Consider the following 24,602-nt stretch of genomic DNA (forward strand, 5'->3'; position numbering starts at 1 on the left):
GTCCGCCCAGGTCCGCGCGGCTCCCACGGTGGGTCTCACGGTGAGCCCCGAGGCGAGCCGCGTACGATGTTACCCGATGCCATCTGACGTCGTCAGACCATGGCAAACCTGTAAGGGGGACAGTTCGTGGACAGCCTGACACCTGGCCTGCTCGTCGTCGCTCGCTACCGGCTCGAGGAGCCGCTGGCAGCCGACCTGCTCGGGGTCCAGTCATGGGCGGCCACCGACCAGATCCTCGACCGGCCGGTCCGGGTGAGCGTGATCGAGGGCTCAGACACCGCGCTGACCCTCGACGCCGCCCGGCGCGCCGCCCTCATCTCTGACCCGCACCTGACCCGCGTCCTGGACGTCCTCCACGACGGTGGGCGGGACGTCATCGTCACCGAGCCCTACACCGGCACCACCTTGGCCGACCTCGTCGAGGCGGGCCCGCTCAGCGCGGGCGCTGCCCGCGCCATCATCGGCAGCGCCGCCAAGGCCCTGGAGGCCGCGCGCCGCCGAGGTGTGCACCACGGCGCCCTGCGCCCCTCCTCGATCCGGGTCCGCGACGGCGTCGTGCGAGTGACGGGCCTGGGCATCGACGGCACCGTGCCCCAGACGCGCACACCCTCGACGGGTGACGAGGCGTCCCGGGAAGACTCCCTCGCCCTCGTCGCGCTCCTGTACTACGCCCTGACCGGGGTCCTCCCGGCAGCCGCCTACCCCACCGCCGCCCTCGATCCCGAGGCTCCCGCCCTCGCGCACCTCGCGCCCGGCGACCCGGTCGTGCCCCCGCGAGACCTGGTCCCGGGGGTGCCCAACGACCTGGACACCCTGTGCGTGGTCACTCTCGGCCCGCACGACGACGGACCCCACACGCCCGGTGAGCTCGTCCACGAGCTCGCTCCCTGGGACGAGGAGGACATCCCTGTCTCCGCGTCCGAGCCGGTGGTGCAGGCGCCCCCGGCCATCCCTCCGGCCACCGGCGTGACCCGCCAGTCTGTGCGGGCCTTCGGGTCGGCGGCGGCTCCCTCCGCAGGGTCCACGATGCCGGGCACTCCGCCACCGGCCGGCCCGGTGCGGCGCCAGTCCACGGGCCGGATCCCTCGGGTCACCGCCGCTGGTCAGGCCGCAGGTGTGGGCCTGGGTGCGGTCGCAGCGGGCGCTGCTGGTGCCGGTGCTGGCGCCGCGAGCGCGTCCGAGGCTGCTGGCGGCTCCACGGGCGCAGGCTCCACGGGCGCTGCGGCCACGACCGTGCTGCCCGCAGGGTCGTCCGCGGCCTCGTCCACGTCTGCCGCACCCGCCGCGCAGCCGCAGTTCGGCATGTTCTCCGGTGACACGTCCTCGGCGACCACGGCCCAGCGCCCTGTGGCCGAGCCTGGCGCGCCCATGTCGACCAAGGAGCGCGCCAAGCGTTTCCACTTCAACCCGACGCCGGTGATCCTGGCGCTCATGGTGATCCTCCTCGTGGTGGGCGGGGTGCTCGCCAAGAACACTCTCTTCACCGACTACGCCCCCGTCATCGTCCAGCCGGAGGGACGCCCCGGAGCGACGCCACCCGCGGACGAGACCCCCGCGCCCGAGAACCCCGACGACCCCGCGCCGACTGTGGCGCCCCCGGCCCAGGTCTCCCCCGTCGTGCTCAGCGTCGAAGAGGTGGCCCTGCCTGGCAGCGTCGCGGACGACCACCCCGAGCTCGCTGACCGGGCGATCGACAGCGACGCCCAGACCGCCTGGTACTCCCTGACGTACAAGACCGCCAACTTCGGCGGGTTCGACCGCGGCGTCGGGCTGCTGGTGACCCTCGAGAAGCCCGCCCCCATCTCCTCGGTCTTCCTCTCGACGAACAACACCGGCGGTGCCGTGGAGATCCGCGCCGCCGGCGCGAGCGACCCGGCGGGCGGGACGCTGCTGGCCTCCGGCCCGCTGCAGCCGGAGACGTCCTTCAGCATCGACCCGGCCGTGGAGACCTCGACCATCGTCGTCTGGCTGACCGAGCTGCCTCAGGTCTCCCCCGGGGAGTTCCGGGCCAACATCTACGAGATCGCCGTCTCCTGACGGCCTCCACGCCGCACCCCGGCACGGCAGCGGATGGGAACAAGGCACCCCACCGCAGCGTTCTAGTGACAGCGCGAGCCGTCCCCGCACTCTCCCCTCCGACAGAAGGACTGACCACCCCGTGAGCGAACTGACCGCCCCCACGCACGACGTCATCATCATCGGCTCCGGCCCGGCCGGGTACACCGCTGCCGTCTACGCGGCGCGTGCTGGCCTCGCCCCGCTGGTCCTGGCTGGCTCCATCACCGCCGGTGGCGCCCTGATGAACACGACCGAGGTGGAGAACTTCCCGGGGTTCACCGACGGCATCCTGGGCCCAGAGCTCATGGAGAACATGCAGAAGCAGGCCGAGCGGTTCGGCGCGGTCATCGAGTGGGACGACGCGACCGAGGTCCAGCTGGACAGCCCGATCAAGACGATCCGCACCGGCAACGGCGAGACGTTCACCGCCCGCGCGGTCATCCTCGCCACCGGGTCTGCCTACCGTGAGCTGGGCCTGGAGGACGAGAAGCGGCTGTCCGGCCGTGGCGTCTCCTGGTGCGCCACCTGCGACGGGTTCTTCTTCCGCGACCAGCACATCGTCGTCGTCGGCGGCGGCGACTCCGCCGTCGAGGAGGCGACCTTCCTGACGCGCTTCGCCTCCAAGGTGACCCTGGTGCACCGTCGCGACTCCCTGCGCGCCTCGAAGATCATGGCTGAGCGCGCCGCCAACGACCCCAAGATCGAGTTCGCCTGGAACAGCGAGGTCGTGGGCATCAACGGAGAGAACAAGGTCGAGAGCCTGCGCCTGCGCGACACGATCACCGGCGAGGAGCGCGAGATCGACGCGACCGGCCTGTTCGTGGCGATCGGTCACGACCCGCGCACCGAGCTCGTCAAGGGCCAGGTCGAGCTGGACGACGAGGGCTACATCGCCGTCGAGGGACGCTCCACCCGCACCAACCTTCCCGGCGTCTTCGCCTGCGGCGACGCCGTCGACCACACCTACCGGCAGGCGATCACCGCTGCCGGCTCCGGCTGCGCGGCCGCCCTGGACGCTCAGCACTACCTGGCCGACCTCGTCGGCGCGCAGGACTCCCCGTCCGAGCTCGTCGAGGCCATCGAATCCCTGGAGGCACTGTGAGCACCACCGCCGCGACCGCCCCGGTCCACGTCACCGACGCGACCTTCGCCGCCGAGGTCCTCGAGTCCGACGTCCCCGTCCTCGTCGACTTCTGGGCCGAGTGGTGCGGACCGTGCCGCCAGATCGCCCCGATCCTCGACGAGATCGCCGGTGACTACGCCGGCCGGCTGAAGATCGCCAAGCTCGACACCGAGGAGAACCCGCAGACCACCGCGGCCTACGGCGTCGTCTCGATCCCGCTGCTCAACGTCTACCACCGCGGTGAGCTCGTGCGGTCCATCCTCGGCGCCCGTCCCAAGCGGGCGCTCGTGGAGGAGATCGACTCGATCCTCGCTGGTCTCGACGCGTAGGGACGGCCTTCACACTTTCCCCCGACACGTCGTGGGAGACTGAGTGCTGTGACTTCACCGACACCACCCACGCCCGGAACTCGGCTCGACCCTTGGTTCGGTGCGTACGCGCAGCGAGCGCACAACATGCGGGCCTCCGAGGTCCGCGCGCTGTTCGCGGTGGTGAACCGGCCCGAGGTCGTCTCCCTGGCCGGTGGTATGCCCTACCTCGAGGGCCTGCCGCTGGACACCATCGCGGACACCATGCAGCGGGTCATCGCGACCCAGGGCACCACAGCTCTGCAGTACGGCTCCGGCCAGGGGCACCAGGACCTGCGCGAGCAGATCCTGGACGTCATGCGGCTCGAGGGGATCGACGCCCACCCCGACGACGTCGTGGTGACGACCGGCTCGCAGCAGGCGCTCGATCTCGTCACCCGGATCTTCATCGATCCCGGTGACGTGATCGTCGCCGAGGCCCCGAGCTACGTCGGTGCGCTGGGTGTCTTCCGCTCCTACCAGGCGGACATCGTCCACGTCCCGATCGACGAGGACGGCCTCATCCCTGAGGCTCTGGACGAGACGCTCACGTCGTTGGCCGCCCAGGGCCGGCGCGTGAAGTTCCTCTACACCATCCCCAACTTCCACAACCCGGCCGGCGTCACGCTCAGCCTCGAGCGGCGTCCCCGGGTGCTGGAGATCGCCCGCCGGCACGGCGTCCTCGTGGTCGAGGACAACCCCTACGGGCTCCTCGGCTTCAGCTCCGACCCGCTGCCGGCCATGCGCAGCACCGACGACGAGGGCGTGCTGTACCTCGGTTCCTTCTCCAAGACCTTCGCCCCCGGCTTCCGGGTGGGCTGGGTGGTGGCGCCCCACGCGGTGCGCGAGAAGCTGGTCCTCGCCTCGGAGTCGGCCATCCTGTGCCCCTCCAACGCCTCGCAGCTGGCCATCTCCGCCTACCTGTCCACGAGCGACTGGAAGGGGCAGATCAAGTCCTTCCGCGAGCTGTACCGCGAGCGGCGTGACGCGATGGTCGGCGCTCTCGCCGAGCACCTCCCCGACGCCTCGTGGACCGTTCCCGACGGCGGGTTCTACACCTGGGTCAAGCTCCCCGCCGGGCTGGACTCGAAGTCCATGCTGCCGCGCGCAGTCACCGGACGGGTCGCCTACGTGCCCGGGACGGCGTTCTTCGCCGACGGCTCCGGAGCCGACCACATGCGCCTGTCGTACTGCTTCCCCACCCCGGACCGCATCCGCGAGGGTGTGCGGCGCCTTGCGGCCGTCGTCAACGCCGAGCGCGAGCTCGTCGAGATCTTCGGCACCTCCCCTGCCCCTGACGCCATGACCGACATCGAGACCCCTGGACCTGATCTCCTATGACATACAGCCCTCGCGTCGTGGTCCTGGCCGGTGGCCTCTCCCACGAGCGTGACGTCTCGCTGCGCTCTGGACGCCGCGTCGCCGAGGCCCTGCGGCTGGCTCAGGTCGAGGTGACCGTGCACGACGTCGACGCCGACCTCATGCCCATGCTCGCCGAGGTCCAGCCCGACGTCGTCTGGCCCATCCTGCACGGTGCCAGCGGGGAGGACGGCTCGATCCGCGACGTCCTGGGCCTGCTCGGTATCAACTACGTGGGCACCGGGCCCCGCGCCTCCCGCGTCGCCTGGAGCAAGCCGGTGGCCAAGTCCGTCGTCGCGCGGTCGGGGATCTCCACCCCGGACTACGTGACGCTGCCGCAGAGCCTGTTCCGTGAGCTCGGAGCTCAGGCGGTGATGAACGCCGTCGTGTCCAAGCTCGGGCTGCCGCTGGTGGTCAAGCCCTCCCGCGGCGGGTCAGCGCTGGGAGTCACCCTCGTCCAGACCCCCGCCGAGCTTCCGCACGCCATGGTCACCTGCTTCGCCTACGGCGAGGTCGCGCTGCTCGAGCGCGCGGTGACCGGGATCGAGCTGGCGACGTCGGTCATCGAGACAGCGGACGGCTGCCAGGCGCTGCCCTCGGTGGAGATCGTCACCGAGGGACCCTACGACTACGACGCACGCTACAACCCCGGGCGCACGGAGTACTTCGCCCCCGCGCGCCTGAGCGACGAGCAGGCAGCGGCCGTGGCCCAGACCGCCATCGACGCGCACAAGGCGCTGGGACTGCGACACATCTCCCGGACGGACCTCATCCTCGAGGCAGACGGCACGATCCAGTTCCTCGAGGTGAACGTCGCCCCGGGCATGACCGAGACGTCGCTCTTCCCCCAGGCCGCCCTCGCCGGTGGCCACACGCTCCCCGAGCTCTACCGCTCCATCGTGGAGACCGCCGACACCCACTGAGGGCGGCGGTCCGGGGTGGTCGGTCCGGGGTGGTCAGGCGACGCTGACCAGGCCTGCTGAGGCCCGGTAGGGCCTGCCAGGGTTGGCCGAGAGGCCACCGGAGACGAGAGAAAGGGCACCCGCGCCGTAGCGGGTGCCCTTCTCTCGTTGATCGCCTGCAGCCTGGTCTGCTGCGCTCGGCTACTTCTTGAACAGACCCGGTTCTTCCGGTGCCATGACGTTGAGGATCCTGTTGAGGTCCTCCACAGAGGCGAACTCGACGGTCACCTTGCCCTTGGTCTTGCCGAGGTCGACCTTGACGCGGGTCTCGAAGCGGTCAGAGAGGCGCGTGGCCAGCTCCTCGATCGCCTGGATCCGAGCACCGGCCCGGGGGCGCGGAGCGGCCTTCTTCTCCTCGTCCAGTCCCCCGAGCGCGACTATTTCCTCGGTCGCCCGGACGGAGAGCCCTTCTGAGACGATCCGCTGAGCCAGTCGCTCGATCTCGCTCCCGTCGGCCAGGCCGAGCAGGGCACGCGCGTGCCCGGCGGAGATGACGCCTGCGGCGACGCGGCGCTGGACGAGCGGAGGCAGCTTGAGCAGACGCAGCGTGTTGGAGATCTGCGGACGCGATCGAGAGATCCGCGTGGCGAGCTCTTCATGGGTGCAGCCGAAGTCGTCGAGGAGCTGGCGGTATGCGGCAGCCTCCTCGAGGGGGTTGAGCGCAGACCGGTGGAGGTTCTCGAGCAGGGCGTCTCGCAGGAGGTCCCCGTCCTCGGTCTCCCGGATGATCGCGGGGATGGTGGACAGGCCGGCCTGCTGGGTCGCGCGCCAGCGCCGCTCCCCCATGATGAGCTCGTAGCCCTCAGTGTCCCGGGACGGGCGCACGACGATCGGCTGAAGCACGCCGATCTCCGTGATGGACCCGACGAGCTCAGCGAGGTCGTTCTCGTCGAAGACGGTCCGCGGCTGACGAGCGTTCGGGTGGATGCTCTCCACGGGGAGCTCGGCGAAGGTGGCACCGGGCACCGGGACCAGGTCGGAGGCTGGTTCCGCTCCGGTCGCCGCGAGGTAGGTTTCACGTGAAACAGAGTCGATCCGGATGGTCCCGCGCTCACGCTGAGTGAGCGAGGGAATGCTGGTCCGCGTGCTGCCCGACTTCGACTCGGACTTCACCCGTGCCGCTGTGGCGGGGGCTGAGACACTCGCGGGTCCGTCGAGCCCGGCAATCGCTCCCCCGAGGCTGGCGGGCGCACTCCGCGCTGTCACCGCATCGCGCTCCGCGCCGCGCTCTGTCGCCCGGCCCTTCGTCGCGCCGCTTGCGGTGCTGTCCGTCGCCGAGTCGTCAGCGGTGCTGGCTGCTGCGTCTCCTGCGCCGTCCGTCTCGGGGTCCGCCGGGCCGCCCGTGGCCGGACGTGGCCGCCGGGCCGATTCCTGGATGGCGGCGCCGCTCACGACGGATGTCGCTGTGCGGTCAGGGAAGAACACGTCGACCGGACGTCCCCCTTCAGGGGATGTCGGAATGAGTGCTCCTAGTCCCCTGCCGAGCCCACGGCGCTTTTCGGTCACAGCTTGTCCTCTCGGTACCTATCATCGCGACTAGGTTCGGTGGTGACCTGACATCCAGATCAACCCTGTCACAGCACAGTCATTGTGGCACCGACGGCCACGTCGTGAAGCTAAAGCGCGGCGGCGCGTTCGGTAATCTCTCTCGCTGCCTCGCGGTAGGCGAGAGCACCAGTCGAGTTCGGCTCATAGGAGATCACGGTCTGCCCATGGCTCGGCGCCTCGGAGACGCGCACGGAGCGCGGCACCGACGTCTTGAGCGTCTCTTTGCCGAAGTGCTCTCGTACCTCCGAGGCGACCTGCTGGGCCAGGTTGGTCCGTGCGTCGTACATCGTCAGCAGGATGGTCGAGACATGCAGGTCCGGGTTGAGGTGTGCCTGGATGAGCTGGATGGTCTTGAGCAGCTGGCTCAGGCCTTCCAGTGCGTAGTACTCGCACTGGATAGGGATGAGCACCTCCCGCCCGGTGACGAAGGCGTTGAGGGTGAGCAGGCCCAGGCTCGGGGGGCAGTCGACCAGCACGTAGTCGATCTGCGGCAAACCCTGGCTCGTACGGTCGTCGAGGTAGACATCCAAGGCGCGGCGCAGTCGCGTTTCACGTGAAACCAAGGAGACGAGCTCGATCTCGGCGCCGGAGAGGTCGATCGTCGCCGGCACGCACAGGAGGTTCGGGAACTCCGGGCACCGCTGGATCGTGTCTGCCAAGGGCATGCCCTCGACCAGCACCTCGTAGACCGACGGGACACCGGACCGGTGGTCGATCCCCAAGGCGGTCGAGGCGTTCCCCTGCGGATCGTTGTCGATGACCAGCACGTTGAGGCCAGCCTGTGCGAGCGCCGCTGCCAGGTTGACGGTCGTGGTGGTCTTGCCTACGCCGCCCTTCTGGTTGGCGACGGTAATGATCCGGGTCTTCGCTGGCTTGCGGAACTGCTGGCCGTCCAGGGAGACCCGTCGCCGCGTGTCCAGCACGAGCTGCGCAGCGAGCGGCGTCGAGTCGTCCTCATCGGGGAGGCTGTCAAGGATGTCTCGCACGTGGTGGTCCCTCGTCGATGTTTCACGTGAATCAACTGCTGCACCTGCCGGAGCGCCGAGCGGCGCAGCAGCAGGAGTCCGAGGGTGTGTGTCGGGTGTCATGGACACGCGATCGTCCTCCACTCTCTCTCAGGATCGGATGGGCCGGTCCCACCGCCACCTGGGCCGAGGGCACGCATGCCACCATGAACATTACTGCGTCGCAGCCCTCTCTCCGCCCGCGAATCGCACCTGGGGATGAGGAAGTCCCGATTCACGTGAAACACGCACAGAGCTCGGTGGCACAAGCCACGGTTCGCTGCCCCGGACATCGGTTCCACGTGAAACATGCGGCATTCAGGCATGCCGCGCCCGCACTGGAGAGGGGCACAGTTCACTGGCCCATAACCATCGCACAGACGCCTTCGAGCCACTCACGTTCGCGTGCCGCAGCCAGCGATACTCGAGGGGCCTCCCCTCTCCCCTCCCCTGTTCGCTCCACCCTGCCGGGTCACGGACGCGCGGAGCAACATGCAAGGACTCACCATCTCAGCCACCCAGGCGCGACGTCGTCTCGCGCTCTTCTCCCTCTTCCTGGTCCCGGGCTTCGCCATCTCCTCCTGGGTCACCCGCACTCCCACGATCCGCGACCTTCTCGGAGCGTCGCCCTCGGAGATGGGTCTCGTTCTGCTCGGCCTGTCGGTCGGCTCCATGATCGGCATCCTGGCCTCCGGACCGGCCGTCGGCCGCTTCGGCGCCAAACCTGTCATGGTCGTCGGAACCCTCGGGGTGATCGCCAGCATGCCCACGATCGGTGCCGGCGCCGGTTCCGGGTCCGCTGCACTGACCACCATCGGGCTGTTCCTCTTCGGCCTCGGCATGGGAGGTGGAGAGATCGCGATGAACGTCGAGGGCGCCGACGTCGAGACGGCGATCGAGCGCCCGGTTCTTACCGCCCTCCACGGGTTCTTCAGCCTGGGCACCGTCATCGGCGCCTCTCTCGGGATCGTGTTCACGACGATCGAGGTGCCTGTGGTCTGGCATCTCAACGCCATCGGTGTGATCACCCTGGTCGTACTGATCATGGCGGCGAGGTGGATTCCTGCGGGGACGGGGCAGGTGGACCAGCAGGCCGTCGTCCGGCAGCACTCAACGGCGGGTGGCGCGCTCTGGAAGGACTCTCGGCTCCTGCTCATCGCCGCGATCGTGTTGGCGATGGCCTTGGCCGAGGGCACCGCCGGGGACTGGCTTCCCCTCGTGATGGTGGACGGTCACGGCTTCGGCCCGGCGGCCGGCTCAGCCGTGTACGCGGTCTTCGCAGCGTCCATGACCATCGGCCGTTTCGCTGGAGGCAGCTTCATCTCTCGCTTCGGTCGCGCCCCGGTGCTTCGGGTCAGCATCATCGCCGGGGCCGTGGGGATGGCACTGGTGATCGTCATCGACAGCCAGTGGGTCGCCGCCGCGGCGGTGGTGCTCTGGGGCCTTGGCGCCTCGCTGGGCTTCCCCGTGGCCCTGTCGGCGGCCGGAGAGTCGGGGGTCGACTCTGCCCGTCGCGTCTCCCTCGCAGCAACGGTCGGCTATGTCGCCTTCCTCGTCGGACCGCCGGTCATCGGCTTTGTCGGCGAGCACCACGGACTGCGTGCGGCCCTCGTCCTCCCGCTGATCCTCGTCGCGGCCTCGGTCTTCATCACCTCTGCTGTGCGAGAACGAGCCGTCTCCTCGATCTCCACGTAGCGGGAGGACTCGCCAGTCGGCAAAGACCCGGGACGCACACCCCGTCTCGGCACCGGACGGGCCGTCAGCCCGGGTCGATGGTGGCGCGCGAGCCCGGGCATGCGAAGGGGCGGCAGGCTCGATGCCTGCCGCCCCTCACGCGGACGGGAGGGTAGCCTCCGGCCCGGGAACGTCCGGCGACTCCCCTCCCCCGCCGGTCGGCAGATCAGACGACGAGCTGCGCTCCACGCACCGCGGACTCCACCAGGTTGTCCTTGCCCAGCGACGCCGACGCCGTGACTGCTGTGGTCCAGGCCTCGGTGGTCGCCACTGCAGCAAGGTTGGAGTGGAAGATCGCCATGAGCGTGGTGTGCACCGTCTCCGCGGAGACCGATCCCGCGGCGTTCGCGATGTTGATCGCCCCGGTCGCATCCGAGAGCACCTCGGCGGCGAGGCCGTGGGTCTCGGCCCCGGCGACGGAGGCGAGGATGCAGTTGTTGGTCATGTAGCCGACGTACGTCATCGTGTCGATGCCGTTGTCCTTCGTCCACTCCAGCAGGCTCGTGCCGGCGAACACCGTGCCGAACTGCTTGGTGATGGATGTCCAGGACGACGTGCGGCGCTGCTCGATCTCGGGGTGGAGCTCGAACTGGGTGGTGGTGGGGTCGAAGACGGGTGCGCCCTCAGCAGTGACGTGCTGGACGACGACGACGGGAATCCCGGCAGCGGTTGCGACGTCGATGGCCTCGATGATCTTGGCCAGGGAGTCAGTGCGCGGGGGGTACTGGATCTCCAGAGGCCCGTTGAAGTACTCCTGTTGGACGTCGACGAGGACAAGTGCGCGGCGAGGGTTGCTCATGAGGTCTCCTGTGTGGCGAGGTGGGCGATGGGGCGTGTGTGACGTGGCATGTGTGGCGCAGGACTGACGTGAGGACTGCGTCCACACTGCGATCCTCTCCCGCGCCGAGCGCGCGAACCATTGGCACAGATGCTGCCTTACGATGGGATCAGGCCAACGAGGAGGATCCGTGCGCATCGCCGTCTACGCCTTCGACGACATCTCGATGTTTCATCTCTCCGTCCCCCAGCTCGTCTTCGACGAGGTCACGCGGCACGGCCTCGCCGAGTGGACCACCGTGCTCTTCTCGGAGCGAGCCGGACGGGTCCGCACAGCGGAGGGCTACACGATCGCCGGCATCGACGGGCCCCAAGCCGCTCTGACCGCAGATGTCATCGTCGTCCCCTCCTGGGTGCCAGAAGGCCGCGAGCCCAGCCACGCCCTCCAACGGCTGCTCTCGCAGGCCCACGCGAGGGGCGCCACCATCGTCGGCCTGTGCCTGGGTGCCCTCGTCGTCGCCGCCGCCGGGCTGCTCGACGGGCGCCAGGCGGTCACCCACTGGCACGCCGTGGACGAGCTGGCGGCCCGGAACCCCCGAGTCGAGGTCGACGGGTCAGCGCTCTACATCGACCACGGGGACGTCCTCACCTCCGCCGGCACCGCATCGGGGCTGGACGCCTGCCTCCATCTCGTCCGCACCCGCCTCGGCGCCGAGGCTGCCAACACGGTCGCCCGATCGCTCGTGGTGGCACCTCATCGCGAGGGCGGACAGTCTCAGTACATCGAGCGGCCGATCGCGCCGCATGCTGCGGCGGACCCGATCGCGACGGCCTGCCAGTGGGCGCTCGAACACCTCGACGAGGATCTCAGCGTCGAGCGGCTGTCCTCCGTGGCGCACATGAGCCGACGCTCGTTCGTGAGGAACTTCCGAGCCTCGACCGGCTCGGCGCCAGCCACCTGGGTCCGCTCACGGCGTCTCGACGAGGCACGCCGGCTCCTGGAGGCGACCGACCTGGCCATCGATCGGATCGCCACGCTCTGCGGCTTCGGCAGCGCGGTGACGCTCCGGCAGAACTTCGCAGCCTCGTTCGCCAGCACCCCGACGAGCTACCGCCGCCGGTTCGACGCTCGAGCGGGAGCCTGATCGCTCAGGGACGTGTTCCACGTGAAACACTCGAGCGCTGTTTCACGTGAAACAGCGCCCTGGGAACGGCTGCCCCCGGTCGTCTCAGGACCTGCGGCGCGAGCGCAGCACCGTCGTCGGCTCGACGCCGGGGAGCGTCGTAGCGTCCAGGATCTCCGGTTCGCTCATGTGGAACTTGCGCAGCACCTTGCGGGCAGGTTCAATCTCGGTGGCGACACTGCGGCCCTTGAGGATGACCAGCTCACCGCCAGGGGCGAGCAGCGGCAAGGACCACCGGGCGAGCTTGTCCAACGCCGCCACGGCGCGGGAGGTGACCACGTCGGCCTCGAAGGCGCCGTGGAACTCCTCGGCCCTCCCCCGCTTGACCTCGACGTTGGTGAGCTCCAGAACGTCCACCATCTCCGAGAGCCACAGGCAGCGACGCTCCATCGGCTCGATGAGGATGACAGACGCCGACGGTCGCATCGCGGCGATGACGATTCCGGGCAGCCCTGCCCCTGAGCCGATGTCGACGATCGTCCCCACCGTGGGGAGGAACGGGACGAGCGCGGCCGAGTTGAGGATGTGCCGGTCCCAGATCTTGTCGAGCTCGCGTGGCCCGATGAGACCACGGACCTCCCCCTGGGCGGCGAGCTCGGCGGCGAACCGGGCTACCTGCGGGTAGGCGTCGCCGAAGTACGCGCGCAGTGCATCATGATCTTGTGCGTCGTCCACGACGATTCCTCCATGGGAGACGCAAGGCCCGTAGGACCTCGCACCTCGACTCGTGACAATCCGGCACCCCAGCGACAGCGGAGTTCCGGCATATGGTTCAGATCACCCGAAACTGGGCGATTGCTGCGGATCAGTCCTCGGTGGGCTCGTCGTCGGCCGCCGGGCCCACCTCGATGTAGCGCTGAGGCTCCACGCCGTGGGACTCGCTGACCAGACCCGACGCGGTGACCGCGTCGTGGACCACCTTGCGCTCGAAGGCGTTCATCGGTGACAGCGCGATCTTCTCCCCGGTCGCACGCACCTTCGCGATGGTCTCCTCGGCCAGCGCCGTGAGCTCGACCCGGCGACCGGCACGGTACCCCGCGACGTCGAGCATCAACCGGCTGCGCTCACCCGTGCGAGTCTGCACAGCCAGTCGCGTCAGCTCCTGCAGGGCGTCCAGGACCTCGCCGTGAGCGCCTACCAGGTGCCGCAGCGACCCCGGCTCGTCCGCGACGATCTCGACAGCAGCCCGACCGTGGTCGACGTCGATGTCGATGTCTCCGTCGAGATCTGCGATGTCCAGCAACTCCTCCAGGTAGTCGGCTGCGACCTCACCCTCTTCTTCGAGAAGTGAAGTCTTGCTCCGGACCTCAGGCTCCACGGCCGGTGTATCTGCAGTCACAGCTCTCTCCATTCGCGATGTGAAGCACAGTCCCGCATGCGGGGGATGGTCGCTAGCGCTTGTTGCGCTTCTTCTTCGGCGTCGACGGCTTGTTCAAGTTCACCATTCCCGGGGTCTCCCCCGCACCGTCAGCAGCACCAGCACTCGCTGCGGCTTCAGGGGTGGGCGACGCCGAGGCGCCCTTGGCGGGGCTACCCGCCGCACCGGGCGCGCCTGCCGGGCGGGGACGCTGCCGGTCCTTGCGCTTGGGCTGCTGACGCTGCCCGCGGGGCTGCTCGATGACCGCCGGCTTGTCCTCGACGATGACGATCCCCTTCTTGGCGGCCTTGCGGGCCTTGCGCTCGTTGAGGATCTTCTCTGCCTCGGACCCGGGGGCCGGCATCTTGCGGATGGTGTAGAACTGCTGACCCATGGACCACAGGTTGGTGGTGGTCCAGTAGATGAGAACACCGATCGGGAAGTTCACGCCCGAGATTCCCATGATGACGGGAAGCATGTAGAGCATGATCTTCTGCGTCTGCATCATCGGGCCCTCGAGGGCCGCCTTCGGCATGTTCTTCATCGTCAGCTGACGCTGGGTGAAGAACTGCGTCGCGGCCATCGCCACGATGAGCACACCGGCGACGACCTTGGTGTTGAGGTCCGTCGGCTGGTGCAGGAAGGTGTAGGACAGCGGTGCGCCGAAGAGGGTGGAGCTCTCTGCCGCCTGGGCGACGACCTGGTTGATCGGGCCGATCGGGTCCATGTCGCCGTTGGCGATCTTCGACAGGGAGTTGAGCACCCGGAAGAGGGCGAAGAAGATCGGCGCCTGGAGCAGCACGGGCATGCAGGAGGAGAACGGGTTGGTCCCGTGCTTCTTGTACAGAGCCATCGTCTCGCGGCTCATCGCCTCGCGGGAGGCGGGGTCCTTCTTGTTCTTGTACTTCTTCTGGATCGCCTGGAGCTCAGGCTGGATCATCTGCATCCCGCGCGAGGCACGGATCTGCTTGAAGAAGAGCGGGATCATCACGGTACGGATGATGATCACGAGGCCGACGATCGACAGGATCCACGCCACGCCAGCACCATCGGGGAGCCCGAGGAACACAAAGACCTTGTGGCACAGGTACATGATCCATGCCACGACCCACTCGATGGGGTAGAGGATCTTAAACAGGTCCATTACTGCTGCTCCCTAGCGCACAAGCGTCTTGCATGGTCCGTCGGACGAAGCCCGAAGGTAAGAGTAGTCAACGCGACGTCTACTTCTGTGCCGGTTCCGGCACGTCGTCGATGCCACCGTCGGTCCAGGGGTTGCACCGTAGCAACCGCCAGACCGCCAACCGTGTGCCCCGCAGGGCTCCGTGCTTCTCGATCGCCGTCACGGCGTAGCTCGAGCAGGACGGGTAGTACCTGCACCGGGGGCCTGACAGCGGGGAGATGTAGCGCTGGTACCAGCGCACCCCCGCGAGCAGGAACCGTGCCACCGGACCGCGCCGCCGGACGGCTGGCTCGGCGTGGGCAGAGTGGTGGTCTCCAGGAGCGCTCACGGCGACACCTGAGGACGCCGCGCCAGTGCCCGTCGCAGGCACGACCCCAGGTCGGCGTCCAGCCGCGCGTAGTCGGCGGCCGCGGCCTCCGGCAGCGCCCGCACCACGATCAGCACTCCGGCGGGGAGGTCGGGCATGCGGTCGGCGACGATCGCGCGCAACCTGCGCTTGACCCGGTTGCGAACCACGGCGTTCCCCACGGCCTTAGATACAACAAAACCGACCGATGGTGCGTCCATCTCGCTGCTCGAGGCAGCGAGATGGACGACCAGGGTCGATTTTCCTGTGCGCACACCGCCGCGCACCGCCCGGCTGAAGTCGCCGGAACGGCGCATACGATGCGCCGCGGGAAGCACTGAACTCAGGCAGAGAGCTCGGTGCGGCCCTTTTGGCGACGCGCTGCGAGGATGGCGCGACCGGCACGGGTGCGCATCCGCAGACGGAAGCCGTGGGTCTTCGCACGACGCCGGTTGTTCGGCTGGAAGGTCCGCTTGGTCACGAGGTACTCCATAAACGTTGGGGAAGCGCGTCCACGATGGACGCACGGTTCGCCACTCCATGGTCGGGGCACTGAAGGCATGCGGAAGCGACAGGACTGGCTGTAAAAAGGTACGTTGCCGAGGGACCTCAGGTCAAGCCGGCGCCATCAGCCTCGGCCCGGGTCCGCCTGCGCGCGCACGACCCCCACACAGTTGTGCACAGCTGTGGAATCTCTCGGCGGGTTGTGGACGATTGCTGCACACTCTCTGCTCCAGGACGTTTCCCGGATCCTTCCTCAGCCCATGGCATGAGTGAATCTCAGCGATATCCGGGGCCCTGAGCGCCGCCCACAGGCTGTGGAAAACTATGTGGATGACGGCCTCGCGTGGCAGACTGTCATTTCGGTTCTCCACTGCTTCTGCGCGCGTGCGAGACCGAAGTCACCACTGGATCCATCTCATCCTCTGGGCAGCGTTACACCGACCAGGAAGAACCCGTGGCCACCACAGACGACAACATCGGGACCATATGGAAGCAAGCCATCGCCGAGCTTGAAGCCAGCCCCGACATCACCCCCCGCCAGCTGGCCTTCGTCAAGCTCGCCAAGCCGCTGGGCCTCTTCGACGGCACCGTCATCATCGCCGTCGCCAACGACCACACCCGCGACTACCTCGAGACCCGCGTGCGCGCCGAGGTGGTGCAGGCCCTGTCCAACGCCCTCGGCCGCGACGCCCGGTTCGCGATCACGGTGGACCCCGAGCTCGGCTTCGACGAAGAAGCCGCCGCCTCCCCCGTCGTCGCCCAGCAGTCCCCCGAGCCGGCGGAGTACCCCTCCTACTCCGAGCCCGTGGACATCCCCGAGATCGCCCGCCGCAGGGCCGCAATGAGCGGGAACCGGTCCAGCGGGTCGTCCACCCCCGCGCCCGAGCCCGCTCGTCTCAACCCGCGCTACCTCTTCGAGACCTTCGTCATCGGCTCGTCCAACCGGTTCGCCCACGCAGCCGCAGTCGCCGTGGCCGAGGCGCCGGCCAAGGCGTACAACCCCTTGTTCATCTATGGGGACTCCGGGCTGGGCAAGACCCACCTGCTCCACGCGATCGGGCACTACGCCTACAACCTCTACCCCGGGGTGCGCGTGAAGTACGTGAACTCCGAGGAGTTCACCAACGACTTCATCAACTCCATCCGCGACGAGAAGGCCGGAGCCTTCCAGCGCCGCCACCGGGACGTCGACTTCCTCCTCATCGACGACATCCAGTTCCTGCAGGGCAAGGAACAGACGATGGAAGAGTTCTTCCACACCTTCAACACCCTGCACAACGCGAACAAGCAGGTGGTCATCACCTCCGACCTGCCGCCCAAGCAGCTCAACGGCTTCGAGGATCGCCTGCGCTCCCGCTTCGAGTGGGGCCTCATCACCGACGTGCAGCCCCCTGACCTCGAGACGCGTATCGCGATCTTGCGCAAGAAGGCCAGCGGGGAGCGCCTGGCGGCCCCCGACGACGTGCTGGAGTACATCGCGTCGAAGATCTCCTCCAACATCCGCGAGCTCGAGGGTGCACTCATCCGGGTGACCGCCTTCGCCAACCTCAACCGGCAGCAGGTCGACCTGGCCCTGGCCGAGATCGTGCTCAAGGACCTCATCACCGACGACGACGCGTCCCAGATCACCGCCGGCAGCGTCATCGCGCAGACGGCGGCGTACTTCGGCCTGACCATCGACGACCTGTGCGGTAGCTCGCGGTCACGGGTGCTGGTGACGGCGCGGCAGATTGCCATGTACCTCTGCCGTGAGCTGACCGACCTGTCGCTGCCCAAGATCGGCCAGCAGTTCGGTGGTCGTGACCACACCACGGTCATGCACGCCAACCGCAAGATCACCGAGCAGATGGCGGAACGGCGTTCCACCTTCAACCAGGTCACCGAGCTCACGAGCCGGATCAAGCAGCAGCACCGAGGCTGATGCCGTCGTCGTCCGGGGCGCCCGGAGGGTGCCCCGGACGACGACATGGGACGACTGTTCACAGCTGTGCATAGGGCTGTGGACAGCGGTGGACGACACCCAGGAAACGTGTGGACGTGAACGACGTTCACTGTGGACGACGGTCAGGGAAAAAGTTGTTATCCACAGACGCCCTAGTTCATCCACAGGTTGTGCATCCATGCGCGCACACCCAAAAATAGGTCGTGACCTGCGTAAACACACGACGTCCCCAGAATTCACAACGGCTACTACGACTACGACTCCTCTCTCTCAAGGAAATCCACACACCTTCATCACCTGTGGCGAGATGGGCGAAAATTCCGAGAAAGTCCTTCCAGGACGCTGCGCGCCCACGGCCATGGACGTCCCAGACGAGAGCCGAGGAGGCAGAGGGTGGTCAACTCGCCCAAGAAGGTCGCCATCTGTCGGAGCACTCGCGTAGTGTTCAACCACGCGCCCAGGCCCAGATGGCCGTCACGTCAGTGACAGCGGTGCCTCAGCGGCGCAGATGAACAGTGTTTATTCAGAACGTGACGGACGTCCGGGTACCGCTCGGACGGACAACAGATGTGCGACTTCCGTGCATCAAGAAGGGTGTGGGATGAAGTTCCGGGTTGAGCGTGACGTACTTGCCGACGCTGTGACTTGGACGGCCCGTACCCTCCCGACCAGGCCCCCCGCACCGGTCCTGGCTGGCGTTCGCATCGAGGCGAGCGCCGACGGGACTGTCGGCCTGTCGAGCTTTGACTACGAGGTCTCCGCGCGATCGGAGATCCCCGCCGAGGTCAGTGAACCGGGCACCATCCTTGTCTCCGGGCGGTTGCTCGCGGAGATCTCCCGGTCCCTGCCGGCCAAGCCCGTCGACGTCAGTGTCGACGGTTCCAAGGTCACCGTCGTGTGCGGCGCGAGCCGCTTCACGCTGCTCACCATGCCTGTCGAGGACTACCCGGCGCTGCCGGTCATGCCTGAGATCACCGGCACGGTGCATGGTGACGAGCTGACACACGCCGTCGCACAGGTGACCGTCGCCGCGAGCCGCGACGACACCCTCCCGCTCCTCACCGGTGTCCGGGTGGAGATCGAGGGCGAGCGCATCACCATGCTCGCCACCGACCGGTACCGCCTGGCGCTGCGCGAGATGACGTGGAAGCCGAACTCCCCGGAGATCTCGACCGTGGCGCTCGTGCGTGCCCGCACCCTCTCCGACGTCGCCAAGTCCCTCGGCGGTTCTGGTGAGGTCAACGTCGCCCTGGCCACGGGCACCGGCGTCGACATCATCGGCTTCGAGGCCGGAGGCCGTCACACGACCTCCCTGCTCATCGACGGCGACTACCCCCACGTGCGCCGGCTCTTCCCCGACGAGACGCCGATCCACGCCGTGGTCCCCACCCAGGCCCTCATCGACGCGTCCAAGCGTGTCTCCCTCGTGGCCGAGCGCAACACCCCGATCCGGATGAGCTTCTCCGACGGTCAGGTTGTCCTCGACGCGGGCCAGGGCGACGACGCTCAGGCGTCTGAGGCCCTCGAGGCCGTTCTGGTGGGCGAGGACATCTCGGTGGCCTTCAACCCCCAGTTCCTCCTCGACGGCCTGGGCGCGCTCGGCACAGACTTCGTCCGGATGAGCTTCACGCACCCGAACAAGCCGGTGGAGTTCACCGGCCAGGGATCTCTGGACGGCGAGGACGACCGCAGCTACCGGTACCTCCTCGTCCCCATCCGCTTCGCCAGCTGAGGGCCGACCAGCCGGCTCGGTGAGCCGGCTCAGGCCACGAACCAGGAGGCACGTCATGCGCATAGGTCTCGTCGGACTGGGCAAGATGGGTGCCAACATGGCCACCCGCCTGCGCTCTCACGGCATCGACGTGGTCGGCTACGACCGGGACCCCGCGGTCTCGGACGTGCTCAGCCTCGCTGAGCTTGTCGCCGCGCTGCCGGCGGGTGAACGGATCGTGTGGGTCATGGTCCCAGCCGGGGGCATCACCGACGCCGTCGTCACCGATCTCGGCGCCCTGATGACCGCAGGCGACGCGGTGATCGACGGCGGCAACTCCCACTACGTCGACGACGCCCCGCGTGCAGACGCCCTGGCGGAAGCCGGCATCGGGTACCTCGACGTGGGGGTCTCCGGTGGGGTGTGGGGCCTGGAGAACGGCTACGGGCTGATGGTCGGCGGCGACGCGGACCTCGTCGCCCGCGTGATGCCCGTCTTCGATGCTCTGCGGCCGGAGGGTCCGCGCGAGGAAGGTTTCGTCCACGCGGGCGACGTCGGCGCGGGGCACTACGCGAAGATGGTCCACAACGGCATCGAGTACGGGCTGATGCAGGCCTACGCCGAGGGCTTCGAGCTGCTCGGGGCCCAGGACATCGTCACCGATGTCCCGGGCACCATGAAGGCCTGGACTCGCGGCACCGTCGTGCGGTCCTGGCTGCTGGAGCTGCTCGTCAAAGCGCTCGAGGACGACCCCGAGCTCGCGCGGATCAGCGACTGGGTCGAGGACTCCGGTGAGGGGCGGTGGACCGTGGACGCGGCCATCGACGCCGAGGTCCCGCTGCCGGTGATCTCCGCAGCCCTGTTCGCCCGCTTCGCCTCACGCCAGGGTGCGTCCCCGGCGATGAAGGCCGTGGCCGCTCTGCGTCACCAGTTCGGTGGGCACGGCGTCCGCGAGGCCGGGCCGGCCGGACCGCAGGTGCCGTGACCGCAGCCGTCACGACAGCAGCCCGCGCGACGTCAGCACCGTTCCACGTGAAACTCCCGACCCTGTCGGGACGCGCACCTCGATACTCCTGAGAGACTGATGCTCTGATGTATGTCTCCCACCTGTCCTTGCTGGACTTCCGCTCCTACGCCCAGGTCGACGTCGAGCTCGAACCGGGGATCAACACCCTCGTGGGCCCGAACGGCCAGGGCAAGACCAACCTCGTCGAGGCCATCGGCTATGTGGCGACCCTCGGCAGCCACCGGGTGGCCACCGACGCCGCGCTCATCCGCGCCGGTGCCGCTCGCGCCGTCGTGCGGTCCCGGATCGTGCGCGGCGACCGGGCCAGCGTGATCGAGCTCGAGATCACCCAGGGCAAGGCGAACCGCGCGCGCCTCAACCGGTCCCCCGTCACCCGTCCCCGCGACATCCTCGGCATCGCCCGGACAGTCCTCTTCGCCCCCGAGGACCTCGTCCTGGTCAAGGGCGACCCCGATGCCCGACGCCGCTACCTCGACGAGCTCTCCGTCCTGCTCGTCCCGAGGATGGCCGGGGTCTACTCCGACTACGACCGCGTGCTGCGCCAGCGCGGCGCGCTGCTCAAGACCGCCGGAGCGGCCCGGCGCTCGGCGGCCTCGGCCGACCTGCGGACCTTGGACGTCTGGGACGCCAAGCTCGCCGAGATCGGCGCCCAGATCATCGCGCTGCGCACCGAGCTCGTCGCAGCGCTCGCCCCGCACGTCGCCACCGCCTATGAGCAGGTCAGCTCGGGGCAAGGGCACGCTGAGATCGAGTACAAGTCCTCCCTCGCCACGGTGCTCGCCGGCGCTGACGTGGCCCGCGTGCCTGCCCGCTCGGGTGCCGCGGCGGTCGGTCCGCTCAGCGCTGGCGGCGCCGGCGGCACCGACCTCGCGGGCGGCGAGGTCGGGACCGGGGCGGGCGCCCCAGGAGAGGCCCCACGCCCCTCAGCGGCCCAGATCGAGCTGCAGCTGCTGGAGGCCATGGCAGCGGTGCGCAGCAAGGAGATCGAGCGCGGGGTGTGCCTGGTGGGACCGCACCGCGACGACGTCGTGCTCACCCTCGGCGGGCTGCCGGCGAAGGGGTACGCGAGCCACGGCGAGTCGTGGTCCTTCGCCCTCGCACTGCGCCTGGCCTCCTACCGGCTGCTGACCGACGGACCCGAGCACATACCTGGCGCGGAGTCGTTCTGGTTCGCGGAGTCGGGCCCGGACACCGAGCCGGTGCTCATCCTCGACGACGTCTTCGCCGAGCTCGATGCCCGACGCCGCACCCGGCTCGCCGAGCTGGTCGCCGGCGCCGGACAGGTCATCATCACCGCCGCCGTCCTGGACGACATCCCCGACCAGCTCGTGGGGACCCGTCTCGACGTCGCCGGAGGGACGGTGACCCGTGCCTCGTGACGCGGGCCGTGACAGGTCCCCTGACGTTCCTGGAGCCGGGTCTCGCGGTGAGCCCCGCTCGGCCGAGGAACGCCGCTCCCCCGCCCGCACGGGCCGTCGAGACGCTCCGGTGAGCGCGGAGAGCGCCGTACAGCCGGGCGAGGACGCCGCACAGACGCAGGACGCGACGACGACGCAGGACGCCGCGCAGACGGCGATCGACAACCGTCGCCGCATCGAGGACGGCACCCCGGTGAGCGAGATCATCGAGCTCAAGCCTCCGGGGGACGTCGCCCGGGAAGCCCTCAACCGTGCGCGGGCGGCTGCGAAGGCGAAGGGGCTCTACCCCGGCAAGCAGCGGCGTCGGATCCTGGCGGAGCAGCCGCGCAGCGGACCCGGCAAGGACGGGCGCGACCCCAAGCTCTTCGCCGAGACGCTCGCGGCGCTGCTGCAGCAGCGCGGGTGGGTCCAGGAGGTCTCCGTCGGCGGCGTGATCGGTCGCTGGCGCGAGGTGGTCGGCGACGACATCGCCGACCACTGCGAGCCGGAGACCTTCGCGAACAACGCTCTCGTGGTGCGTGCCTCGTCCACGGCGTGGGCCACGCAGGTCCGTCTCCTCATCCCCCAGCTCCTGGAGATCATGGAGCGGGAGGTGGGTCCGGACGTGGTCCAGGAGATCACCGTGCTGGGTCCTGCGGGCCCGGGTTTCGGGCGTGGTTTCCGGTCTGTCAAGGGTCGTGGAGCGCGCGACACCTACGGGTGATCGGTCCTGCGGGGAGCCATCGGGGCGTCCGAGAAAAATGTTGGCGGCGCACAGTGCGCGGTGCTTGGGGTCACCCTGTGGAAATCTCGCGGGAATCCCCGTGTTTTCGGTAGTTTCCGGTAGACTCACCTAGTCATTCCGATCGCTGACCGCAGTCGGAAAATGAGCAGCGTCCAGCCTCCGCCGGGAACTTCGTACCATCCCCCTGCGCTGGCGGTTCAACGCTGCAGGAGGACTAGGAGCACCACCAGCCGTGGCAGAACTCAACAACGCCGCCGATTCCGAGCCGAAGGCACCATCTCTCGGGTCGAGCGACGGAAGTTACGACGCCAGCGACATCACCGTCCTCGAAGGTCTGGAAGCCGTTCGTAAGCGCCCCGGCATGTACATCGGGTCCACCGGCGAACGGGGTCTGCACCACCTTGTCTACGAAGTTGTGGACAACTCTGTGGACGAAGCTCTCGCCGGGCACTGCGACCACATCGAGGTGACCCTCCTCGCCGACGGCGGAGTGCGCGTCGTCGACAACGGCCGAGGGATCCCCGTCGACATCCACCCGACCGAGGGACGCCCCACCGTCGAGGTGGTCATGACCATCCTGCACGCCGGTGGAAAGTTCGGCGGTGGCGGCTACGCCGTCTCCGGTGGTCTGCACGGCGTCGGCATCTCAGTGGTCAACGCCCTGTCGTCCCGGGTCGAGACTCAGGTCAAGCGCCAGGGCTACACGTGGTTCCAGTCCTTCGCCAACGGCGGCAAGCCGGTCGGGACCCTGCGTCAGGGTGAGCCGACCACGGAGACCGGGACCACCCAGACCTTCTGGGCCGACCCGACGATCTTCGAGACCACGCACTACGACTTCGAGACGCTGCGCGCCCGGTTCCAGCAGATGGCCTTCCTCAACAAGGGCCTGCAGATCACCCTCACCGACGAGCGGCCCGAGCAGTCGGGCACCGACGACGAGGTGACCGGCGAGGACGGTTCGAGCGACGAGAACGCCGCCGCCAAGCCGCGCGTGGTCGTCTACAAGTACGACAACGGCCTGCTCGACTACGTCCACCACCTCAACTCCGCCAAGCGCGTCGAGGTCGTCCACCCCGAGGTCATCGCCTTCGAGGCCGAGGACACCGAGAAGCGGATCTCGCTCGAGGTGGCCATGCAGTGGACCAACGCGTACTCCGAGTCGGTGCACACCTACGCCAACACGATCTCCACGACCGAGGGTGGCACCCACGAAGAGGGCTTCCGCGCGGCGATGACCTCCCTGGTCAACCGCTACGCACGGACCAAGGGCCTGATCAAGGAGAAGGAGGACAACCTCACCGGAGACGACATCCGCGAGGGCCTGACCGCCGTCATCTCGATCAAGCTCGGCGAGCCGCAGTTCGAGGGCCAGACGAAGACCAAGCTCGGCAACACCGAGGCCAAGACCTTCGTCCAGTCCGTGGTCAACGACCAGTTCGGGGACTGGCTCGGGTCGCACCCGAACGAGGCCAAGGACATCATCCGCAAGGCGATCCAGGCCTCCCAGGCCCGGATGGCGGCGCGCAAGGCCCGTGAGGCGACGCGCCGCAAGGGTCTTCTCGAGTCGAACTCCATGCCCGGCAAGCTGCGCGACTGCCAGTCGAACCGGCCCGAGGAGTGCGAGGTCTACATCGTCGAGGGTGACTCCGCAGGTGGGTCCGCTGTGCGTGGTCGTAACCCGCGCACCCAGGCGATCCTGCCCATCCGAGGCAAGATCCTCAACGTCGAGCGTGCCCGCCTGGACAAGGCGCTGGGCAACCAGGAGGTCCAGGCCCTCATCACGGCCTTCGGCACCGGGATCGGCGAAGACTTCGACATCGCCAAGCTCCGCTATCACAAGATCGTCCTCATGGCCGACGCCGACGTCGACGGCCAGCACATCTGCACCCTGCTGCTGACGCTGCTGTTCCGGTACATGCGCCCGCTCATCGAGCACGGCATGGTGTACCTGGCCCAGCCGCCGCTGTACCGCATCAAGTGGTCCAACTCCGAGCACGACTACGTGTACTCCGACCGCGAGCGGGACGAGTACATCGCAGCCGGCCTCGCAGCCGGCAAGCGTCTGCCCAAGGACAACGGGATCCAGCGCTACAAGGGTCTGGGCGAGATGGACTACTCCGAGCTGTGGGACACCACCATGGACCCCGACCACCGCACGCTGCTGCAGGTCACGCTGGACGACGCGGCCGCAGCCGACGAGATCTTCTCGGTGCTCATGGGTGAGGACGTGGAGTCTCGGCGCAACTTCATCCAGCGCAACGCCAAGGACGTGAGGTTCCTGGACATCTAAGGGA

Annotated in this window: 22 protein-coding genes; 13 read left to right on the forward strand and 9 right to left on the reverse strand. The window is 68.4% G+C overall.

Annotated elements, in window-relative coordinates; translation table 11 throughout:
- Positions 1-126: 126 nt before the first annotated feature.
- From SS2_RS17285 to SS2_RS01790, 5 genes are all read left to right on the forward strand, one after another.
- Positions 127-2,037 (forward strand): protein kinase family protein, encoded by a 1,911-nt coding sequence (locus tag SS2_RS17285; RefSeq protein WP_066460669.1) that lies wholly within the window; start codon positions 127-129, stop codon positions 2,035-2,037.
- 121 nt (positions 2,038-2,158) lie between these two features.
- Positions 2,159-3,160, forward strand: coding sequence for a thioredoxin-disulfide reductase (gene trxB / locus SS2_RS01775; RefSeq protein ID WP_066460670.1), 1,002 nt, complete (start codon positions 2,159-2,161; stop codon positions 3,158-3,160).
- Positions 3,157-3,510 (forward strand): thioredoxin, encoded by a 354-nt coding sequence (gene trxA / locus SS2_RS01780; protein WP_066460671.1) that lies wholly within the window; start codon positions 3,157-3,159, stop codon positions 3,508-3,510. Before trxB ends, trxA begins: the two co-directional genes overlap by 4 nt.
- A 48-nt stretch (positions 3,511-3,558) precedes the next feature.
- Entirely contained in the window at positions 3,559-4,869 is a 1,311-nt protein-coding gene (locus SS2_RS01785) for an aminotransferase-like domain-containing protein (RefSeq protein WP_066460672.1), read from the forward strand.
- Complete coding sequence (locus SS2_RS01790; protein WP_066460673.1) at positions 4,866-5,810, forward strand: D-alanine--D-alanine ligase family protein; 945 nt, start codon at positions 4,866-4,868, stop codon at positions 5,808-5,810. Before SS2_RS01785 ends, SS2_RS01790 begins: the two co-directional genes overlap by 4 nt.
- Positions 5,811-5,990: 180 nt before the next feature.
- On the opposite strand, the gene SS2_RS01795 is transcribed toward SS2_RS01790, so the two are convergent.
- Entirely contained in the window at positions 5,991-7,355 is a 1,365-nt protein-coding gene (locus tag SS2_RS01795; protein ID WP_066460674.1) for a ParB/RepB/Spo0J family partition protein, read from the reverse strand.
- Between the two features lie 110 nt (positions 7,356-7,465).
- On the reverse strand, positions 7,466-8,485 hold the full coding sequence (locus SS2_RS01800) for a ParA family protein (RefSeq protein WP_083941531.1): 1,020 nt from the start codon (positions 8,483-8,485) through the stop codon (positions 7,466-7,468).
- Between the two features lie 408 nt (positions 8,486-8,893).
- On the opposite strand from SS2_RS01800, the gene SS2_RS01805 reads away from it, so the two are divergent.
- Positions 8,894-10,096 carry an MFS transporter gene (locus SS2_RS01805; RefSeq protein ID WP_083941533.1) on the forward strand — a complete coding sequence of 401 codons (1,203 nt, stop codon included), beginning with the start codon at positions 8,894-8,896 and terminating at the stop codon, positions 10,094-10,096.
- A 205-nt stretch (positions 10,097-10,301) separates the two neighbouring features.
- Here SS2_RS01805 and SS2_RS01810 read toward each other — a convergent pair whose 3' ends face one another.
- Positions 10,302-10,934, reverse strand: coding sequence for an isochorismatase family protein (locus SS2_RS01810; protein ID WP_066460676.1), 633 nt, complete (start codon positions 10,932-10,934; stop codon positions 10,302-10,304).
- Positions 10,935-11,103: 169 nt separating this feature from the next.
- On the opposite strand from SS2_RS01810, the gene SS2_RS01815 reads away from it, so the two are divergent.
- Positions 11,104-12,057 (forward strand): GlxA family transcriptional regulator, encoded by a 954-nt coding sequence (locus SS2_RS01815; protein WP_066460677.1) that lies wholly within the window; start codon positions 11,104-11,106, stop codon positions 12,055-12,057.
- Positions 12,058-12,141: 84 nt separating this feature from the next.
- On the opposite strand, the gene rsmG is transcribed toward SS2_RS01815, so the two are convergent.
- The 6 genes from rsmG to rpmH form a co-directional block, all read right to left on the reverse strand.
- On the reverse strand, positions 12,142-12,771 hold the full coding sequence (gene rsmG, locus SS2_RS01820; RefSeq protein ID WP_066460678.1) for a 16S rRNA (guanine(527)-N(7))-methyltransferase RsmG: 630 nt from the start codon (positions 12,769-12,771) through the stop codon (positions 12,142-12,144).
- A gap of 130 nt (positions 12,772-12,901) precedes the next feature.
- A complete protein-coding gene (locus tag SS2_RS01825; protein ID WP_066460679.1) occupies positions 12,902-13,447 on the reverse strand; it encodes a Jag family protein in 546 nt (181 codons plus the stop codon).
- Between the two features lie 40 nt (positions 13,448-13,487).
- Entirely contained in the window at positions 13,488-14,597 is a 1,110-nt protein-coding gene (gene yidC / locus SS2_RS01830; RefSeq protein ID WP_066460680.1) for a membrane protein insertase YidC, read from the reverse strand.
- Between the two features lie 79 nt (positions 14,598-14,676).
- Positions 14,677-14,964: a membrane protein insertion efficiency factor YidD gene (yidD, locus tag SS2_RS01835; protein ID WP_066460681.1), complete on the reverse strand. Its 288-nt coding sequence runs from the start codon at positions 14,962-14,964 to the stop codon at positions 14,677-14,679.
- A complete protein-coding gene (rnpA, locus tag SS2_RS01840; RefSeq protein WP_439646285.1) occupies positions 14,961-15,299 on the reverse strand; it encodes a ribonuclease P protein component in 339 nt (112 codons plus the stop codon). The genes yidD and rnpA overlap by 4 nt, the downstream gene beginning before the upstream one ends.
- Before the next feature lie 26 nt (positions 15,300-15,325).
- Positions 15,326-15,463: a 50S ribosomal protein L34 gene (gene rpmH / locus SS2_RS01845; RefSeq protein WP_066460802.1), complete on the reverse strand. Its 138-nt coding sequence runs from the start codon at positions 15,461-15,463 to the stop codon at positions 15,326-15,328.
- 477 nt (positions 15,464-15,940) lie between these two features.
- Here rpmH and dnaA point away from each other — a divergent pair, with 477 nt between their 5' ends.
- The 6 genes from dnaA (at position 15,941) to gyrB (ending at position 24,598) form a co-directional block, all read left to right on the forward strand.
- Positions 15,941-17,407 (forward strand): chromosomal replication initiator protein DnaA, encoded by a 1,467-nt coding sequence (dnaA, locus tag SS2_RS01850; RefSeq protein ID WP_066460683.1) that lies wholly within the window; start codon positions 15,941-15,943, stop codon positions 17,405-17,407.
- A 622-nt stretch (positions 17,408-18,029) separates the two neighbouring features.
- Complete coding sequence (gene dnaN / locus SS2_RS01855) at positions 18,030-19,160, forward strand: DNA polymerase III subunit beta (protein ID WP_066460684.1); 1,131 nt, start codon at positions 18,030-18,032, stop codon at positions 19,158-19,160.
- Positions 19,161-19,215: 55 nt separating this feature from the next.
- A complete protein-coding gene (gene gnd, locus SS2_RS01860) occupies positions 19,216-20,124 on the forward strand; it encodes a phosphogluconate dehydrogenase (NAD(+)-dependent, decarboxylating) (RefSeq protein WP_066460685.1) in 909 nt (302 codons plus the stop codon).
- Between the two features lie 107 nt (positions 20,125-20,231).
- Positions 20,232-21,545 (forward strand): DNA replication/repair protein RecF, encoded by a 1,314-nt coding sequence (gene recF, locus SS2_RS01865; protein ID WP_066460686.1) that lies wholly within the window; start codon positions 20,232-20,234, stop codon positions 21,543-21,545.
- Positions 21,546-21,654: 109 nt separating this feature from the next.
- Positions 21,655-22,287 (forward strand): DciA family protein, encoded by a 633-nt coding sequence (locus tag SS2_RS01870; RefSeq protein WP_245643280.1) that lies wholly within the window; start codon positions 21,655-21,657, stop codon positions 22,285-22,287.
- A gap of 253 nt (positions 22,288-22,540) precedes the next feature.
- Positions 22,541-24,598 carry a DNA topoisomerase (ATP-hydrolyzing) subunit B gene (gene gyrB, locus SS2_RS01875; protein WP_066460687.1) on the forward strand — a complete coding sequence of 686 codons (2,058 nt, stop codon included), beginning with the start codon at positions 22,541-22,543 and terminating at the stop codon, positions 24,596-24,598.
- The last annotated feature ends 4 nt before the right edge of the window (positions 24,599-24,602 follow it).

The sequence above is a fragment of the Sanguibacter suarezii NBRC 16159 genome (assembly GCF_001552735.1).
Classification (GTDB): Bacteria; Actinomycetota; Actinomycetes; order Actinomycetales; family Cellulomonadaceae; genus Sanguibacter; species Sanguibacter suarezii.

What these genes read in the sequence shown, in the direction of transcription:
- SS2_RS01790 (WP_066460673.1), top strand. Translation starts at nt 4,866, where the DNA reads ATGACATACAGCCCTCGCGTCGTGGTCCTGGCCGGTGGCCTCTCCCAC.
- SS2_RS01800 (WP_083941531.1), bottom strand. Translation starts at nt 8,485, where the DNA reads ATGACACCCGACACACACCCTCGGACTCCTGCTGCTGCGCCGCTCGGC.
- SS2_RS01805 (WP_083941533.1), top strand. Translation starts at nt 8,894, where the DNA reads ATGCAAGGACTCACCATCTCAGCCACCCAGGCGCGACGTCGTCTCGCG.
- SS2_RS01810 (WP_066460676.1), bottom strand. Translation starts at nt 10,934, where the DNA reads ATGAGCAACCCTCGCCGCGCACTTGTCCTCGTCGACGTCCAACAGGAG.
- SS2_RS01825 (WP_066460679.1), bottom strand. Translation starts at nt 13,447, where the DNA reads ATGGAGAGAGCTGTGACTGCAGATACACCGGCCGTGGAGCCTGAGGTC.
- yidC (WP_066460680.1), bottom strand. Translation starts at nt 14,597, where the DNA reads ATGGACCTGTTTAAGATCCTCTACCCCATCGAGTGGGTCGTGGCATGG.
- rnpA (WP_439646285.1), bottom strand. Translation starts at nt 15,299, where the DNA reads ATGCGCCGTTCCGGCGACTTCAGCCGGGCGGTGCGCGGCGGTGTGCGC.
- dnaN (WP_066460684.1), top strand. Translation starts at nt 18,030, where the DNA reads ATGAAGTTCCGGGTTGAGCGTGACGTACTTGCCGACGCTGTGACTTGG.
- gnd (WP_066460685.1), top strand. Translation starts at nt 19,216, where the DNA reads ATGCGCATAGGTCTCGTCGGACTGGGCAAGATGGGTGCCAACATGGCC.
- recF (WP_066460686.1), top strand. Translation starts at nt 20,232, where the DNA reads ATGTATGTCTCCCACCTGTCCTTGCTGGACTTCCGCTCCTACGCCCAG.